A 17,939-nucleotide genomic window follows, 5' to 3' on the forward strand; every position below is an offset into this window, starting at 1 on the left:
AGCAGAAAAACACCCGTACATGGGTGTTTTTCTAGGTTAATCAAACGTTTGTTTAAATGAGACAAAATCGTTTAAACAAACGTTTGATTAACTGTCAAAAGTGGAAAAATGTTTGTATAGCAACTATGGTATGATAGTTGCAAAAAGGTGGGAATAATGATAAATCTAAACATAGAGGTTTTTTTCATCTCATGAAATAATAGATAGTTATTATTCGTTATATGTAAATTTTTATGGAAGAATGGATAGAAATAAAGTGAAACTTTAATCAGTAGGAGGTTCATCCACCATTGATTATTAGCCCTCATCAATCGGGCATTTACTGCCCGCAAATAGCGGGATAAATTTTGGAGTCAAATAAAAAACCATTGAAATGAATATTTACTTTTGATGGACTACACGAATCGGGTTCTTACTGCCTGTTTGAGCGGGATAAAAGAAGGATAGCAAGATGAGAGGAGGTAGGCATGGGAATACTGAATAGAAGTTCAGTATGTTCTTTTTCGATACATAAAGAAATTTCCTGTGCTAATAAATGATGAAGCGAGCAAGAATTATTTATAATCCTACTTCGGGGCGTGAGCTATTTAAGAAGAGCTTACCAGAAGTATTACAAAAATTAGAACAAGCTGGCTATGAGACATCTTGTCATGCGACAACGGGTCCTGGAGACGCTACTGTGGCGGCGAGGCAAGCTGCGGATCGTAAGTTTGATGTTGTTATTGCGGCTGGTGGCGACGGTACATTAAATGAAGTAGTAAACGGTTTAGTTGGGCATGAATTCCGTCCGAAATTTGGAATTATTCCAGTTGGAACGACAAATGACTTTGCACGTGCAATTGGTGTACCTCGTTCTATTGAAGAGGCAGCAGATATTATTTGCGAAGGAAAAACAGTGCCATTAGACCTTGGTAGAGCGAACGATACATATTTTATTAACATCGCTGGTGGCGGTCGTATTACAGAATTAACATACGAAGTACCGAGTAAGTTAAAGACAGTATTAGGACAACTTGCTTATTACCTAAAAGGTATCGAGATGTTACCATCATTGCATCCGACATATGTTGAAATTGAGTATGATGGAAAGTTACTACAAGAAGAAATTACGATGTTTTTAATTACGAATACCCGTTCAGTAGGTGGATTTGAAAAGGTAGCACCGTATGCATCTATTAACGATGGGTTATTTGACCTATTAGTACTGAAAAAAGGTTCTATCGCTGATTTAATTAAAGCAGCAACACAAGCACAACGTGGTGAACATATTAATAATCCAAAAGTGTTATATACACAAGCGAACCGAATTAAAGTACATTCACCAGATAAACTAATGATTAATTTAGATGGTGAGTATGGTGGAGATGCACCGATGGAATTCGAAAATATATATCATTGTTTAGAACTATTTGTTCCTGAACATCAAGAGGATGCCCTGTAAAGGCATCCTTTTTACTTTGTTAAAATAAATTGTAAATTGGGAGTTAGTTTGATTTTTATGGTATTTTTACAATTCTTTTATTTTACATCCATACTTTATTGATACACTGGAAGAGATAAGAAATGAGAGGTAGGGTGCTATGGAGAAGGTAAAGGCGATATTATTTGATAAAGATGGGACATTAATGGATTTTCATTCAATATGGATAAAAGTAGCTGAAGAACTTGTAGCTGAATGTATAAGTTTATATCATTTACCAAGTACAATGCGGCAGACCTTATTAGAAGAGATTGGTGTAGAGGGAGCATTTGTTAATCCGAGGAGTGCAATAGCTGCTGGAACAAGCCTTGATGTAGCGAAGGGGCTTTGTAATTATATTGAGTCTGCTAGAGAAGAAGAGATGCATCATTGGGTAAGTGAGAAGTTATTTTCCCTTATGTATGAGCATCGTTCGCATATGAAAATGACAGCAGATTTACCGAAAGTGTTACAGGCATTAAAAGATAAAGGATTTATATTAGGGGTTGTCACGGCGGATGATTTCGCACCAACAGAATTATTTTTAAGACAATATAAGTTGGAGAACTTTTTTGATTATATTATAGCCTCGGATACATTCCCTGCGCAAAAACCAGATAAAAAGATTATAGAAGTGTTTTGTGAGAAATTTAATTTAGCATCATGTGAGGTTGCGGTTGTTGGAGATACGCCAACTGATTTACATTTAGCCAAAAATGGCGATTGCTATGCAATTGGGGTGCTATCTGGTACGGGAGACCGTCCAACATTAGAACCACTTGCTGATTTAGTGTTAGATTCTGTTGGAGAGTTTATTTCTCAATCGGGTGAGTTTTTCTGGGAGAAAGAAAAGTCTAATGTGTAAGGAAAATAAGTCTATAAAGACTCTTAATGAGTCTTTATAGACTTATTTTTTATGCCTGGATACAAAGAATATAGGATAAATGCTAGAAAAGAAAGTTGGCATACATTTTGCAATAAAAAGAGAAAACAATGTAAAGAAAAGGATGGGGTACGCAATGAACACAAAAAAATTTGCTAAAGTAAATGAACAAATTCCAGGACCGAAAGCGGCATCTTTATTAGAACGCCGTCAAAATATAGTACCAAAAGGAGTAAGTAACGGCATCCCAACGTTTGTACAATCTGCAAATGGTGCTCTTGTAACGGATGTTGATGGTAATCAGTACATTGATTTTGCAGGAGCAATTGGGACAATTAACGTAGGGCATTGTCATCCAGCGGTTAAAGAAGCGCTCCATAAACAAGTCGATCAATACATTCATACTGGATTTAATGTCATGATGTATGAGCCATATATTGAATTAGCGGAAAAGCTTGCGGCATTGGCACCAGGAAGTTTCGATAAGCAAGTCCTCTTTTTAAATAGTGGTGCAGAAGCAGTTGAGAACGCGGTGAAGATCGCTCGTAAATATACGAAGAGACCTGGTATTATCGCATTTTCTAAAGGTTTCCACGGGCGTACATTAATGACAATGACGATGACAAGTAAAGTGAAGCCATATAAATTTGGGTTTGGTCCCTTTGCTCCAGAAGTATATAAAGCGCCATTTCCATACGAATACCGTCGCCCAGAGGGATTAACGGAAGAGCAGTATGATGATTTTATTATTGAAGAGTTTAAGAACTTCTTCATATCGGAAGTAGCACCAGAAACAATCGCAGCTGTTGTAATGGAACCTGTTCAAGGGGAAGGTGGATTTATCGTCCCAAGTAAGAAATTTGTTCAAGAAGTACGCCGCATTTGTTCAGAGAACGGCATCTTATTTGTAGCGGATGAAATACAAACAGGCTTTAGTCGTACAGGAAAATATTTTGCAATTGATCACTATGATGTCGTTCCAGATTTAATTACAGTGTCTAAATCATTAGGTGCTGGTGTACCGATAAGTGGTGTCATTGGACGTAAAGAAATTATGAATGAGTCTGCACCAGGTGAACTTGGTGGAACGTATGCAGGAAGTCCATTAGGATGTGCGGCTGCATTAGCTGTTCTCGATGTAATAGAAAATGAGAAATTAAATGATAGAGCGATAGAATTAGGAAAAGTCGTAATGAACCGATTCGAAGAGATGAAAAATAAATATCATTGCATCGGTGATGTGCGTGGGTTAGGAGCAATGTGTGCATTTGAGGTCGTTCAAGATCGTAAGACGAAAGCACCTGACAAAACGTTAACAGCTAATCTATGTACAGAAGCAAATAAGCGTGGGTTACTGTTATTATCAGCAGGAACATATGGAAATGTTATCCGTGTGTTAATGCCTTTAGTTATTACAGATGAGCAACTTGAAGAAGGATTAACAATAATTGAAGAATCGTTGCAAGCTTGTTATGAACAAACAAACATCGCTCGTGTTTAAAAACTGAAGTATAAATAGCAAACATTCTAGCTGACTCTATATTAAATGCAGAAAATTCACTTTATAATAAAGGTAGTGAAGTGGATCGATGGATTTGAAGTTAGGGGTGGCTAGGATGGTTGCAGAAAAGGAACGAGTGTTAATGGATTTAAAAGATGTATTTGAATATGCGTTTGACGAAATTTTTGTTACAGATGAGCAAGGGATCGTTGTGCGTGTAAATAGTACATGTGAAAGGCACTACCAACTAGCTGCCGAAGAGTTAGTTGGTAAGCATGTAAAAGAACTACAAAAGGATGGAATCTTTTATCCATCAGCGACATTAGAAGTGATTGAAAAAAAGAGGCCAATTGAACTCGTTCAAACTACAAAATCAGGAGAGTATTTACACGTTCGTACAAGGCCTGTTTTTGATGATGAGGGAAATTTAAGAAGAGTGATTAGTTATTCTCGCGACCTTACTGAACTCTATCAATTACGTCAAAAGGTAGAGGAAATGGATAATCAGCTAAAAACATATAAAAAAGAATTAAGAGAAACATATGAGCATGAAGGACTGATTTTTAAAAGTCTAGCTATGCAAAAAATAGTCGATACAATCAAAAAAGTATCTGTAGTGGATAGTACTGTTCTCGTTTTAGGCGAGACTGGAGTAGGAAAAAGTCGATTGGTACGCCATTTACATGAAGTGAGTCACCGTAAGCATGAAAGTTTCTATGAAATTAATTGTGCAGCATTGCCAACTAATTTAATTGAATCAGAGCTTTTTGGATATTCAGGTGGATCTTTTACAGGTGCGAATCGTGAAGGGAAAAAAGGACTATTAGAATCCGCGCATAAAGGAACTCTTTTTTTAGATGAAATCGGTGAAATGCCGATTGAAATTCAAGCAAAGCTTTTGCAAGTATTGCAAGAAAAAACATTTCGTCCTATAGGGGGAAGAGAATTAAAAAAAGTGGATGTTCGAATTGTGGCGGCAACAAATAGAGATTTAAGTATGATGGTGAAACAAGGAACATTTCGGAAAGATTTATACTATCGTTTGAATGTCATTCCAATTGCAATTCCCCCGCTTAGGGAAAGAACAGAAGATATTTTACCGCTTATTTATCATTACTTGCAGCACTTTAATAAAAAATACGGACGTGATGTGAAACTAGCGCCGAGTACGTTACAAATGTTTGTTGGATATCCGTGGGAAGGAAACAATAGAGAAATAGAGAATGTAATTGAGAGAATTGTTATTACTGTCGATGATGTTGTAACGGTAGAGGATTTGCCACTCTCTATGCAAGAGGTTGCAGTTGAACAATCGGGGCAAAGCCTTTATAAAATGCTGGAAGAGGTAGAGAGAAATATTATTCTTAAAGCGTATAAAACGTATGGATCAAGTTATAAAGTAGCTGAGTTTTTGCAAATTAGTCAATCTGCTGCTACTAGGAAAATTAAGAAGTTCATAGAGGAGGAAGAAAACATTGGATAAAAAGGCGACTTTCGTAAGTATAGATAAAAAGGCGATGTATATAAATGGTGAGTGGATTACACTACAAGAACAAATTGAAGTAAATAATCCTGCGACGAAGGAAATATTTGCAACTGTACCAAAAGGCGGAGTAACAGAGGCAAAGCAAGCTGTTGATGCTGCACATGAAGCTTTTAAAACGTGGTCTAAGTTAACGGCAGCAGATCGTGCAACGAAGTTAAAAAAGTGGTTCATGCTTATTGATAAAAATAAAGAAGAGATCGCAGCGCTTATGACGAAGGAACAAGGAAAGCCGTTTGCAGAAGCGCTTGGTGAAGTAAATTATGCAAATAGTTTTGTTGAATGGTATGCAGAAGAAGGGAAACGTGTATATGGTGAAATGATTCCTGCTTCTCATCCGAATAAGCGCATTTTAGTTATGAAGCAACCAGTTGGCGTTATGGCAGCTATTACACCTTGGAACTTCCCAGCTGCTATGATTACGAGAAAGGTAGCCCCAGCGCTTGCAGCAGGCTGTACAGCCGTTGTGAAACCGGCAAGTCAAACGCCGCTAACTGCATTGAAATTAGCGGAATTAGCCCATGAAGCAGATATTCCAAAGGGCGTAATCAATATCGTAACAGGTAGTGCAAAAGCAATTGCTGATACATGGATGGAAGATAGTCGCGTTCGAAAAGTATCCTTTACAGGGTCAACGGAAATCGGGAAAGAGTTAATGGCTAGTGCTGCACAAACGATGAAAAAAGTTTCGCTTGAGTTAGGTGGCCACGCTCCGTTTATCGTAATGAATGATGCGGATTTAGATAAAGCAGTAGAAGCGGTGATTGGCTCGAAATTCCGTAACGCAGGACAAACGTGTATATGTACAAACCGAGTATTCGTTCAAGAAGAAGTATACGAAGTATTTGTAGAGAAGTTCCAAAAGGCAGTAGGGCAGTTGAAAGTAGGAGACGGTTTCGGTGACGGAACGACTGTCGGACCACTTATTGATGAGAATGCAGTTTCAAAAGTACAAGAACATATTGAAGATGCTATTCAAAAAGGTGGAACAGTTTTATATGGTGGTCAAAAGGTCGCAGAGTTAGAGGGACATTTCATTCAACCGACTGTAATTGGATTGGCAAATGATACGATGCTTTGTATGAATGAAGAAACATTTGGGCCAGTGGCACCAGTTGCGAAATTTAAAACAGTTGATGAAGTAATCGAACGTGCAAATAATACACCATACGGTTTAGCTGCGTATATTTTCACGAAAGACATTAGCCAAGCATTCCAAATTAGTGAAGCGTTAGAGTACGGTATTATCGGTCTAAACGACGGTCTTCCATCAGTTGCACAAGCACCATTCGGTGGCTTTAAAGAAAGTGGTATCGGTCGTGAAGGAGGCCATTTCGGCATTGAGGAATATTTAGAAATTAAATATATTTCATTGGGACTATAAGTAGTATACTAGAATCTCTATAAGGTAACAGAGAAGGAGATTCTAGTATGGTATATTGGCTATTATTACTTGTTACAATTATTTTTGAAGTAGCTGGAACAATTGCGATGAAACTATCAAATGGTTTAACAAAGCTCGTTCCAAGTGTACTGATTTTCGTGTTTTATGGAATTTGTTTCAGCGTGTTCGCCATCGTCGTTAAAAAGATTCATTTAAGTATTGCTTATGCTATTTGGTCTGGCGTTGGAACATTACTTATTACAATCATTAGTGTGTACTTTTTTAAAGAGCATATTAGTTTATTTCAAGCATTTTGTATTCTTTTTATTGTTTTGGGTGTCATTGGGCTTAAGGTTTCATCGGCATCATGAAAGCTATCTTTTGTAGAAGATAGCTTTTTTCTATTTGTGCAGTTAGCAATTAATACGACAAAATATGACAAGAAAGAGTAAAGCGTTTTGTTATGATATATATGAAATTTTGTCTTATGTGGAGGAAAGAGTATGTTAAAAAAGGTAAGTCAAATTGTTTTAATTTTTGGCATAGCTTTTAGTTTAAGTGCTTGCACTGAGACTAAAGATAGTAATGAAAGTAAACAAGAAGATGTTCAAGATAAAGTGTATAAAATAGGGGAGACAGTAGACGTAGATGGTTTGCAAGTAACTATCGATTCAGTTAAATTAGGATATCCGGATTATGATGAGGATAAAAAGAAAGAGGAGATTTTGGGGATTATTTTCAAAGTAGAAAATAATAGTAAAAAGGAAATACCTTTTGCATTTTATGAATTTGAGATTACCGATAAGAAAGGTACAAGATTTAAAGAATATAATAACCCTGATAGCTTTATTAGTAAAAAGTTAGCACCAGAAGAAAAAATTCAAGATATCATGCTATTTGACGTAGCGAAAGAAAATACGTATATCGCTACGTATAGACCAGAGTTTACGCGTGAAAATAGAACAATAAAATTTGAATTGAAACCAAATAAATAAAGAAACACATTGGATTATCCAATGTGTTTCTTTATGGTAATAAATTTAAAACGCCCAGTTACCTTTACGGAAGATAGGCTCATGTCTGCCATCAGCAGTAATACCGTCAATATCAAGCTTAGCTGATCCAATCATGAAGTCGTTGTGTGTAATACTAGCGTTTGCGCCGTTTTCAGCAAGTTCTTCTTTAGACATTGTTTTTCCGCCAACTAAGTTAAATGCGTAAGCATTTCCAATCGCAAGGTGGCAAGATGCATTTTCGTCAAATAGTGTATTGTAGAATAAAACATTTGTGTTTGAAATTGGTGAGTCATGAGGTACTAAAGCTACTTCCCCTAAGAAGTGAGAACCTTCATCTGTTTCTACTAAATGTTTTAAAGCTTCTTCACCAGCTTCAGCTTTATAGTCTACGATACGTCCGTTTTCAAATGTTAACGTGAAATTATCGATAATATTACCTGCAAATACTAACGGTTTTGTACTAGAAACTTGGCCGTTTACACCTGTTTTAAGTGGCATTGTAAATACTTCTTCAGTTGGAATATTAGCCATAAATGGTACGTTCTTTTCATTTAAGCTACCAGCACCAGCCCATACATGTTTTTCTGGAAGTTCGATTGTTAAATCTGTTCCAGGACCTGTATAGTGAAGAGCTTTATAATGCTTTTCGTTTAAGTAATCCACTTTTGTATGTAATGTTTCATCATGTTCTTTCCATGCTTCTACAGGATTTTCTAAATCAGCACGAGTAGCTTTGAAAATAGCATCCCATAACTTGGCTTCTTGTTCTTCTGGCGCTACGTCAGGGAATACTTTCGCAGCCCATTCTTTCGTAGGAACAGAAATGACACACCAGCTTACTTTATCTGCTTGTACGTAATCACGGTATACTTTCATTGCTTCTCCAGCTACTTTATGAGCTGTTGCGATACGCGATGGTTCTACACCTTTTAATAAATCAGGGTTTTCTGCATAGATAGACATAAATGCAGCGCCTTCTTTTGCTAATTCTTCACGAGCATGTGCTTTCCAAGATGGAAATTCAGCGAAAGCTTCTTCAGGAGCTAGATCGAATTTTAAGCGTGTTAACGTCTCATCATTCCAATCTACATATACGTGTTTTGCACCAGATTTATATGCTTTTTCTGTAACGAGGCGTACAAATTGTACAGCTTCAAGAGGTGCACTAATTGATAAAGTTTGTCCAGGTTGAATATTAACACCAACATTAACTGCAAGAGCAGCATATTTCTCTAACGTTTGTTCAAATGACATATGTATAATCTCCTTTAATTTGAAAGATTTCTTACTATATATAATACAAGAAAATTCTAAAAATATATATAAATATAAAGTAAAAAGAGAGCTCAAAATGTATTGAGCCCTTATATTTACTTAATTGAAGAAGCAAACTGCTCTACAGTCGTTGTATGGTGTATACGAACGCGCTTCATCTTTAACAATTCATCAGGTTCACCCTTCGTAATGAATTGCCCAGGCTTTGTCGTCGTCGCAAATTGATAATACTTCTTCGTTTCTGCAACAACCTTATCATCTACATGACCGAATGGATAAGCAATCGCGATAACAGGCTTACCTGTTATTTTTTCTAGCTTTTCTTTTGAACCTTTTAACTCTTCCTCATAGTTTGTAATTTTCGGTAAGTCTGCATGTGTTGCAGTATGAGATTGCACCGAGAAAATGCCGGAATCAACCATTTCTTTTATTTCAGAAGTAGACAATGCTCCTTCTACATCAACGTTATCAACAATCATATATTCTGTTGCTGCCGGTTTAAAAGTATCATCTTTTAGCTTTTGTAAAATGCGAAATGCATTCATATTATTTTTCATACCGTCATCAAATGTAACGAAAATCGGTTTATTTACTTTATTTATATCGCCCCAGCGTTCAAACGTTAAAAGCGTATAACCATTGTCCTTTAAATGTTTCATTTGTGCTTCAAAGTTAGCTGGTGATACGAATAAGTCTTTAATGCCTTGACCATGATAATCATCAATTGCGTGATACATAAGAACAGGAACCTTTTGTTCGAAAGTAATAGTAGATTTCGTAAGCGGGATTGTTTTCCCATCTTCTTTCATTCCTGTTGCTTCAATTTGGAACTCACCGCGTTTTCCTTCAAATTCCTTTATATCAAAAGGAAGTGTGAATTGTTTCTCTTTTTCTTTAGAAGAAAAAGATTTAGCACTTTCCTTGCCATCAGCTGTGCGCCAAATTTTATATTGTACTTCATTTAAAGAATCTTTTATGTCTGTAATATGAATACTTGTGTTTGTAGATTCGTGTGTAACTGAATTATATGAGATTTTACCTTGTTCTTGCACAGTCTCTTCTTGTTTCTTAATCCCTTGAGCCGTTTTCTCTTTTTTAGGTTCTGGACTTACATTGTTAGTATTACAGCCTGCTAGAATGGCAGACGTACATAAAGCAATTGCTGCGTATTTTCTCATAAAAATCACCTTCTATTGTGTAGTATGTTGCATATTTACATTAAAATCCCCACCGCTATAAGAGTGGTGGGGATATACCCTTGTTCATCATATCATTTGAAGAAAATGAGGGGAATATGATTTTTAGGAGGTTATTAATGTAATAGATTAGTGACTTTGAATAGATGTATTTTTTTGTTTCTTATTAGAATTAATAATAATATAACCGACTACAAAGATAAGAGGAATAATGAAGACATAGATAGGTATTCCCCATACATAATAGCTTTTCAGCGTTAAGACTAGTAAATGTAAGAAATCGAAAATTGCGTGAGCTTTCATAATATCCTCCAATGGTTTTTTTGAAAATTATAACATTTTAAACTTGTTATTTGTATAATTTGGAAAGTTATTTAAGCTAATTTTAAAGTAAGAAGAATACATATTAATATGCAATTTTGCATAAGGATATGTATTTTATTAAAATATAAAGATTTTATACTATAATGAAAACCGCTATAAAACTAAGTAAGAATAATGTATGGAGTGGAGAATAGAAATGAAATATAAAAAAATAATATATATCTTTTTCATATCGCTATTTATAGTTGGTTGTCAAAGTGAAGTGAGTAAAGCGAATAGCGTGGAAGAGTATATTCCATCGCATCTTATGAATGCGGAAGTGACGGCGGATATTATGACACTTGAATTTCCTTATGAGATAAAAGAGAAATTAGAGAAAATCGGAAATAAAATGAGCGATAGTATTACAAATAATTTAGATTGGTATTTGAAGTATGCCGAAGAAGAAATTATACCGAAAAAAACGTTTCCTTATCATCAAAACTTAGGTATTACAAAAGAAGAATATGATTTTATGATAGATAAAATGGATAATGCAGAATATATAAATACCAAAGACGGAAAACTCTTTTTTAAAAAGAAAGATCATGAAATTCAAATTCTCTCTGATGAAAATTTGAATCTAATTAAAAATATTCGAATTGATACAGAGAAGAATACAATTAAAACTCCTTTGGGAGAATGCGAATATGAAGGTGAAATCAAGGCGTCGGATGAACAAAAAGCTACTGGTCCATGGAGTGGGAAGATGTGGACTTTAAAAAGTAATGGATTGCTTTATCATTTTTCATTAGGAAAGTTAAAAAACATAAACAAATCTATCATTTACATTTCAATAAAAGGTATATATAAAGATAGGATTATCAATACAGAAGAAGCAGTTGAATTTCACTCGGTTTCATAAAGAATCAAAAAAATCACCTTACTCGTTAAAGTAAGGTGATTTTTTATTAAATAAACAATCCAGCGATTGTCGCAGATAAAATAGAAGCAAGTGTTGATGCAAATAGCATTTTCCAACCAAATTTAGAAACAACGCTTCCTTGTTTTTCAGAAAGGGCACGGATTGTACCAACGATTGCACCAATTTGGCTAATACTTGCGAAGCTAATTAAGAATACTGTAACGATTCCAACTGTACGTGGAGCTAATGTTGTAGCTGTGTCTTTTAAATCAAGGATTGCTACAAACTCATTTAAAACAATCTTCGTACCCATAATACCACCAGCTGGGATAATATCTTGAGTTGGAATACCCATTAAGAATGCGAATGGAGAAAGTACGTAACCGAAGATTTGTTGTAAAGTAATGGCATGTCCCATTGCGCCTGAAGCTGCACTAATTACGTAGTTTACAACTTCCATCACACCGATAAAGGCGATCATTAATGCGGCAACGATACCAGCTACTTTTAAACCATCAAGCGCACCGTTAATCATTGCACCGATAAAGCTGTCCCCGAATAGCGTTCTATCAAATTTTTGAATCACTTCATCTTCTTTCTTCGTATCAACTGGTGTTAATAACGAACAAACGATTAAGCTTGAGAATAAATTTAGCGGAAGAGCTGCTAGTACGTATTTTGCATCTAACATCATTACGTATGATGCTGTAACAGAAGCAGAAACGGAGCTCATCGCAGAACAACAAATGATAAACATACGGTTTTTATTGAAATGCTGTAAATCGTTTTTAATAACGATTAACGCTTCACTTGAACCGAAGAATACAGAGTTTACTGCATGGAATGACTCAACGCGTGGTAAACCAGTAATTTTTGAAATTGCACCGCCGACAACGCGAACGATGAATGGTAAAACACCTAAATAACTAAAGATTGAAAGTAGTGCTGAGAAAAATACGATAATTAATAATACGTTTAAGAAAAAGACAAAATCTCTTTGAATTCCATTAAAGAGAAAATCGACACCTGTCGTACCAAGTTTAATTAGTTTGTTGAAAACCTTACTAATGAAAATAATGATTTGTTGACCAATCTTTGTAGCAAACATAAACCAACCGATTAAAATTTGGAAACCAATCATAATTGCAATTGCACGGAAGTTGATTTTACTTTTGTTGTTTGACAAAGCAAAACATAAACCTAACACGGCAAGAATACCGATAATGCTCATTACATATTGCATGTAGTTGCCCCTTTCAGAAGTTCGTATAAAGTTTGTACATAAAACGCTCGTTATATTACTAAAAATAAAGGAATGAGGTTTTATGTCATACGTAAGATGTCTGACCTTTTAGAAAAATAAAAATAAAAAAAGACCCATATGGATTCACTTTCATCTATGAGAGAAAGCTAATCAATATGAGTCCTTTTTTGCGCATAGGCTAATATTCATTAGTTTTCCCCATAGTCCAGCAATTTAAGGTTGCCGGGTAGAAACTCTCGATCCATATTATCAAGTATATATGAGGTAACATCGTCCGTATTAAATTAGTAGTAGCGTAACATTAACAGAGAACTATCGTCAATAGCTTTTTTTCTTCCAATAGAAAAAGACCATATAAGTATGATAAAATGTAACGCAGTGTTATGAAAAAGAGAGGTCGGAAAATGAGTACTAAAATGACGCCACCAGTTGAGAAAAACGAGTTTATAGATGTAGTATTTGAAGATTTAACACATGATGGTGCCGGTGTTGCGAAAGTAAAGGGCTATCCTATTTTCGTTAAAAACGGATTACCAGGTGAAGAAGCGCAAATTAAAATTATTAAAGTGAAGAAAAACTTCGCATTTGGTCGTTTAATGAAGCTTCATACAGAAAGTCCATATCGTAAAGATGCTGAATGTCCAGTATATAATCAGTGCGGCGGTTGTCAGCTTCAGCACTTAACTTATGAAGGACAATTACAAGCGAAAGAAAAACAAGTACGTGACGTTATGCAACGTATCGGAGGACTAGGTGATGTTCCTGTTCATCCTGTACTTGGCATGGAAAATCCGTGGGTATATCGCAATAAAGCACAAGTACCAATCGGAGAACGTGAAGGCGGACTTGTAGCTGGTTTCTATCGCCAAGGAACGCATGATATCATTAATATGGAATCATGCTTAATTCAGGCAGAAGAAAACGATACATTAATTCAAGAAGTAAAACGTATTTGTGAAAAGCACGGTATCACTGCGTACAACGAAGAGCGTAACAAAGGAACACTTCGTCACGTAATGGCTCGTTACGGACAAGTAACAGGGGAAATTATGCTTGTCTTCATTACACGTACAGCAGAATTGCCGAACAAAAACGCAATCATTGAAGAAATTGCAGCGAAATTCCCAGAAGTAAAATCCATTGTTCAAAACGTAAATACGAAGCGTACGAATGTAATCTTCGGAGATAAAACGACAGTACTGTACGGATCAGAATATATTTATGACTTTATCGGTGACATTAAATTTGCGATTTCAGCACGTTCATTCTATCAAGTAAACCCAGAACAAACGAAAGTGCTATACGATAAAACGTTAGAATACGCAAAATTAAACGGTAACGAAACAGTAATTGATGCCTATTGCGGAATCGGATCAATCTCGTTATTCCTAGCGCAAAAAGCGAAAAAAGTGTACGGCGTTGAAATCGTCCCAGAAGCAATTGAAGACGCAAACCGAAATGCAGCACTAAACAACATGACAAACGCTGAATTTGGCGTAGGAGAGGCAGAAGTAGTCATTCCAAAATGGTACAAAGAAGGCGTAATTGCTGACACAATGGTCGTAGACCCACCGCGTAAAGGCTGTGACGAAGCATTACTAAATACAATCATCGACATGAAGCCAAAACGCGTCGTATACGTATCATGTAACCCAGCAACATTAGCACGTGATTTAAAAGTACTAGAAGAAGGCGGATATAAAACACAGGAAGTACAACCTGTTGATATGTTCCCGCATACGACTCACGTAGAGTGTGTCGCTTGGCTTAAGTTAGTATAATAGGAAAGCAGTTGATATAGGAAAATCTATACCATCTGCTTTTTGGTTTACAAAAATACCATTCATAAGCGATTTTAGTTAAAATAAATATTGCTGATTTTCACAAATTATAAATTGAGATTTTGAAATTGTATTCATAGTGAGAGGATTTGAATTTAAAATGATAGATAATTTTTGGCGTGAATTACCACGACCATTTTTCGTACTTGCACCAATGGAAGATGTGACAGACGTTGTTTTCCGTCACGTAGTAAGTGAAGCTGGTCGTCCGGACGTATTCTTCACAGAGTTTACAAACTCGGATAGCTATTGCCATCCAGAAGGTATGAAAAGTGTACGTGGCCGTTTAATTTTTACAGAAGACGAACAACCGATGGTAGCACATATTTGGGGAGACAATCCCGAATACTTCCGTCAAATGAGTATCGGTATGGCAGAACTAGGATTTAAAGGCATCGATATTAATATGGGTTGCCCAGTACCGAACGTTGCATCAAGAGGGAAAGGTAGTGGCCTTATTCTACGTCCAGACGTTGCAGCAGAACTTATCCAAGCAGCAAAAGCGGGTGGACTACCTGTCAGCGTAAAAACACGACTTGGCTTTAAAGAGTTAAGCGAGTGGGAAGATTGGTTAACGCACATTTTCAAACAAGATATTGCAAACCTTTCTATTCATTTACGCACAAGAGAAGAAATGAGCCAAGTAGATGCGCATTGGGAACTAATTCCGGAAATTAAAAAATTACGTGACCGCATTGCACCCAATACGTTAATAACAATCAATGGAGACATCCTTGATCGTAAAATGGGACTGGAACTTGCTGAAAAATACGGCATTGATGGCGTAATGATCGGACGAGGCATCTTCAAAAATCCATTTGCGTTTGAAAAAGAGCCAAGAGAGCATAGCAGTAAAGAACATCTAGATCTTTTAAGACTACAACTTGATTTACAAGATCAATATGCAGAAGTACTGCCACGCTCAATCACAGGGCTTCACCGCTTCTTCAAAATTTATGTAAAAGGTTTCCCTGGGGCTGCTGAATTGAGAAATCAATTGATGAGCACGAAGTCGACGGATGAGGTGCGTGCTTTGTTGGATAAGTTTGAGGATAGTGTTGATGGGGTTGGGGATAGTGAGACGGTGTAAGTCTTGAGAGTTAGAGGGGATGGGTTGCGTTAATTTAGGGGGAGTTGTTTAGTTTTGAGTTTCTTTGTAGATGGAGATTTTTTTGGTAAGGCTTATTTTTTGAAAGAAGAAGTCTTTAAGGATGTAATAAATCTACGAGTCTCTTGTATGGCGCGGTTAGTTTTAAAAAGGATTTCAGCCCTGAACCTGTAAGATTTAGGGCTGAAATCCTTTTTTGATTGTTAGTTATTTTAATTTTCTGAAAAAATAGTGACATCTTGGATACTAACTTATTAAAAAAGTAAAAAATAGTTTTTTCTATTTATATGAACAAGTATGCAAAAGAATAACCCGTTCCAGAGGAGTGAGGGTTATCCTTGTGCATATAAGGTTATTAATTTTAATTGTAAAAAATGGAATGGAGTTGGTATAATAATTAAGTTACTTTAAATAGAAATGGGTAGGTGGCTAGATGATTAAATTTGTAATGGTAAATCCTATAGAGGATATTCAAGAGAAATATATTGAAAATTTCGCGAATGAATTATTGGTTAATCAAGATATTGTAAAAACATGTGATATTTATGATACTACACCATTTGGCGAGAAAATTAAATTAGAGTCAGAAAATGGTAGGTTGTATTTTGTAGAAACAGAAATATATACATATAATAATTCAAAGCACCTATTTGTATCTATTGTATCTCAATTTATAAATCAAGAATTTGATAAGGATTTATCTGAACTAAAGTTCACTATCAAAAATGGTTTACGAAAAGATTGGGAAGAATGCATATGGCTTAGTGATGAACAGTCAACGAGCTTTGCTAAAGAACTGTATGCCGATATACATGAATTAGAAAATCAATTAAGACAGTTTATTAATATAGTAATGATTAGAAACTTCGGGGTGAATTGGTGGGACAAGTATACTACAAGGAAAATACAAGATAAATATAAAGCTAGATTTTCTTCCTATAAGCGTGTTGCTCAATCATATGCTAATGTAAGTGATCGTCTTTTATCTATAGATACTGATGATTTACTTGAAATAATGACACTTAAGATAAAGAAATTTTCTCCTGAAAATAATCATGTGGTAGCGAATTTACTGGAATCTTTAAAGGAAACGGGTGATATTAGTACCGTTGCTGCAGAGTATAAAAAAGTTATAGAAAAGTTAAGAAAAGAGTGTGAAGTTGAAATAGACTTGTGGGATACGCTGTTTGGGAAGTATTTTCCTGAAGGATTTATAGATGAATGGTCTGATTTTGGTAAAAATCGAAATCATGTTGCCCACAATAAACTTCTTGACCACAACGCTTACAAAACAATTAAGAAAAGTATAAAAGTAGTTGCTACTTCTTTGTCTGGAGCAGAAACAAAATTTAATGAGACTAGTTTTTCTGATGAAGAGAAAGAAATTATCCAGGAAATCGAGGAAGAACGAAAAGCCGAACTAGAAATGTTCGAACTTGAAAGAATGGAATCAGAAGCGGGTATTAGAATTTTAGATAATGAATCTATTTGTGAAATATTTGAAGAGAATGTTTTGGGTTATATAGATTCTATTAGAGATAGTATATATTTTAGGGATGATGTGAAGACGGAGATATATCCCTTCTCTTATGATGAAGGTACAGAAAATGAATTGTTAAGTATTCAAAGTAAAATAACAGATGACGAGTTGGTAATTACTTCGAATTTAGATATTAATGAAGAGAGTGGTGGAGAAAGTACTTTAACTCTTAAATTATTAAATAATGGCGAGGTAGTTGATACTTGTAATCTGACTTACACTAATGGTGAAGCGGCATTAGTGGATGAGCAAAATTATTATCTTCCAACTAAGTACAATGAGTTTTCAAAAGGATCAATAAGTGAATTTGTTGTGGAAGTAGAATCGCAAATTGAAGATTTATTTCCTAATTTGGTTGAGATAGTTGAAAGGGCAAAGCATGAATCTATTAAGAATGGTGGAAACTATCCTGTTGCTAATAGTGAATGTGAGGAGTGTTCGGAGCAATATATTTGTATTGATAGTTCCATATGTGAGATTGGAACTTGCGTGAACTGTGGACATCTTAATGAGCTAGAAAGATGCGAGCGATGTGAAGAATATTACAACTCTAATGTTGAAGGGAATTCTTCATGGTGTCAAGGGTGTTTAGATTACATTGATAAGCAATAAGAGTATCAAATAAAAAAGAGATTGAATAGGAGAGCAACCATTATATTCACAGTAATAAAGAGGTAACTTCTCTTTAATAAAATCAAAAC

The 17,939-nt window shown here is 35.6% G+C and carries 15 protein-coding genes and 1 riboswitch; of the genes, 11 read left to right on the forward strand and 4 right to left on the reverse strand.

Features of this window, described 5'->3' with window-relative positions; translation table 11 throughout:
* Nucleotides 1-535: 535 nt before the first annotated feature.
* The 7 genes from ES895_RS18780 to ES895_RS18810 all read left to right on the forward strand — a co-directional run bounded on the left by ES895_RS18780 (nt 536) and on the right by ES895_RS18810 (nt 7,765).
* Complete coding sequence (locus tag ES895_RS18780; RefSeq protein ID WP_000977679.1) at nt 536-1,441, forward strand: diacylglycerol kinase; 906 nt, start codon at nt 536-538, stop codon at nt 1,439-1,441.
* A 139-nt stretch (nt 1,442-1,580) separates the two neighbouring features.
* Complete coding sequence (locus ES895_RS18785; protein WP_000416668.1) at nt 1,581-2,324, forward strand: HAD family hydrolase; 744 nt, start codon at nt 1,581-1,583, stop codon at nt 2,322-2,324.
* A gap of 154 nt (nt 2,325-2,478) precedes the next feature.
* Nucleotides 2,479-3,843 carry a 4-aminobutyrate--2-oxoglutarate transaminase gene (gene gabT / locus ES895_RS18790; protein ID WP_205687982.1) on the forward strand — a complete coding sequence of 455 codons (1,365 nt, stop codon included), beginning with the start codon at nt 2,479-2,481 and terminating at the stop codon, nt 3,841-3,843.
* A gap of 115 nt (nt 3,844-3,958) precedes the next feature.
* The gene (locus ES895_RS18795) at nt 3,959-5,326 is read left to right on the forward strand and encodes a sigma-54 interaction domain-containing protein (protein ID WP_000225133.1); all 1,368 of its coding nucleotides are present in this window, start codon (nt 3,959-3,961) and stop codon (nt 5,324-5,326) included.
* A complete protein-coding gene (gabD, locus tag ES895_RS18800) occupies nt 5,319-6,770 on the forward strand; it encodes an NADP-dependent succinate-semialdehyde dehydrogenase (protein WP_000358130.1) in 1,452 nt (483 codons plus the stop codon). Before ES895_RS18795 ends, gabD begins: the two co-directional genes overlap by 8 nt.
* A gap of 47 nt (nt 6,771-6,817) precedes the next feature.
* Nucleotides 6,818-7,141: a DMT family transporter gene (locus ES895_RS18805; protein WP_000263262.1), complete on the forward strand. Its 324-nt coding sequence runs from the start codon at nt 6,818-6,820 to the stop codon at nt 7,139-7,141.
* 132 nt (nt 7,142-7,273) lie between these two features.
* Entirely contained in the window at nt 7,274-7,765 is a 492-nt protein-coding gene (locus ES895_RS18810; RefSeq protein ID WP_000915105.1) for a DUF4352 domain-containing protein, read from the forward strand.
* A 45-nt stretch (nt 7,766-7,810) separates the two neighbouring features.
* On the opposite strand, the gene ES895_RS18815 is transcribed toward ES895_RS18810, so the two are convergent.
* The 3 genes from ES895_RS18815 to ES895_RS29340 all read right to left on the reverse strand — a co-directional run bounded on the left by ES895_RS18815 (nt 7,811) and on the right by ES895_RS29340 (nt 10,560).
* Entirely contained in the window at nt 7,811-9,040 is a 1,230-nt protein-coding gene (locus tag ES895_RS18815; RefSeq protein WP_135238556.1) for an aminopeptidase, read from the reverse strand.
* Nucleotides 9,041-9,156: 116 nt separating this feature from the next.
* Nucleotides 9,157-10,239, reverse strand: coding sequence for a polysaccharide deacetylase family protein (locus tag ES895_RS18820; protein WP_001233712.1), 1,083 nt, complete (start codon nt 10,237-10,239; stop codon nt 9,157-9,159).
* A 147-nt stretch (nt 10,240-10,386) separates the two neighbouring features.
* Nucleotides 10,387-10,560 (reverse strand): hypothetical protein, encoded by a 174-nt coding sequence (locus ES895_RS29340; RefSeq protein ID WP_167754521.1) that lies wholly within the window; start codon nt 10,558-10,560, stop codon nt 10,387-10,389.
* Nucleotides 10,561-10,777: 217 nt separating this feature from the next.
* Between ES895_RS29340 and ES895_RS18825 the strand changes: the two genes are divergently transcribed.
* A complete protein-coding gene (locus tag ES895_RS18825; protein WP_000875595.1) occupies nt 10,778-11,485 on the forward strand; it encodes a hypothetical protein in 708 nt (235 codons plus the stop codon).
* 46 nt (nt 11,486-11,531) lie between these two features.
* Here the strand turns inward: ES895_RS18825 and ES895_RS18830 are convergent, their stop codons facing one another.
* Entirely contained in the window at nt 11,532-12,728 is a 1,197-nt protein-coding gene (locus tag ES895_RS18830) for a NupC/NupG family nucleoside CNT transporter (RefSeq protein ID WP_098283636.1), read from the reverse strand.
* Between the two features lie 202 nt (nt 12,729-12,930).
* A riboswitch (purine riboswitch) is annotated at nt 12,931-13,032 on the reverse strand.
* A 121-nt stretch (nt 13,033-13,153) separates the two neighbouring features.
* Here ES895_RS18830 and rlmD point away from each other — a divergent pair.
* The 3 genes from rlmD (at nt 13,154) to ES895_RS18845 (ending at nt 17,850) form a co-directional block, all read left to right on the forward strand.
* Complete coding sequence (gene rlmD / locus ES895_RS18835; RefSeq protein ID WP_003311736.1) at nt 13,154-14,530, forward strand: 23S rRNA (uracil(1939)-C(5))-methyltransferase RlmD; 1,377 nt, start codon at nt 13,154-13,156, stop codon at nt 14,528-14,530.
* 160 nt (nt 14,531-14,690) lie between these two features.
* Nucleotides 14,691-15,680, forward strand: a complete 990-nt coding sequence (locus ES895_RS18840) for a tRNA dihydrouridine synthase (protein WP_167754522.1) — start codon at nt 14,691-14,693, stop codon at nt 15,678-15,680.
* 451 nt (nt 15,681-16,131) lie between these two features.
* On the forward strand, nt 16,132-17,850 hold the full coding sequence (locus ES895_RS18845; RefSeq protein ID WP_135238558.1) for a hypothetical protein: 1,719 nt from the start codon (nt 16,132-16,134) through the stop codon (nt 17,848-17,850).
* The last annotated feature ends 89 nt before the right edge of the window (nt 17,851-17,939 follow it).

It is taken from the genome of Bacillus sp. 007/AIA-02/001 (genome assembly GCF_004634455.1).
Taxonomy (GTDB): domain Bacteria; phylum Bacillota; class Bacilli; order Bacillales; family Bacillaceae_G; genus Bacillus_A; species Bacillus_A cereus.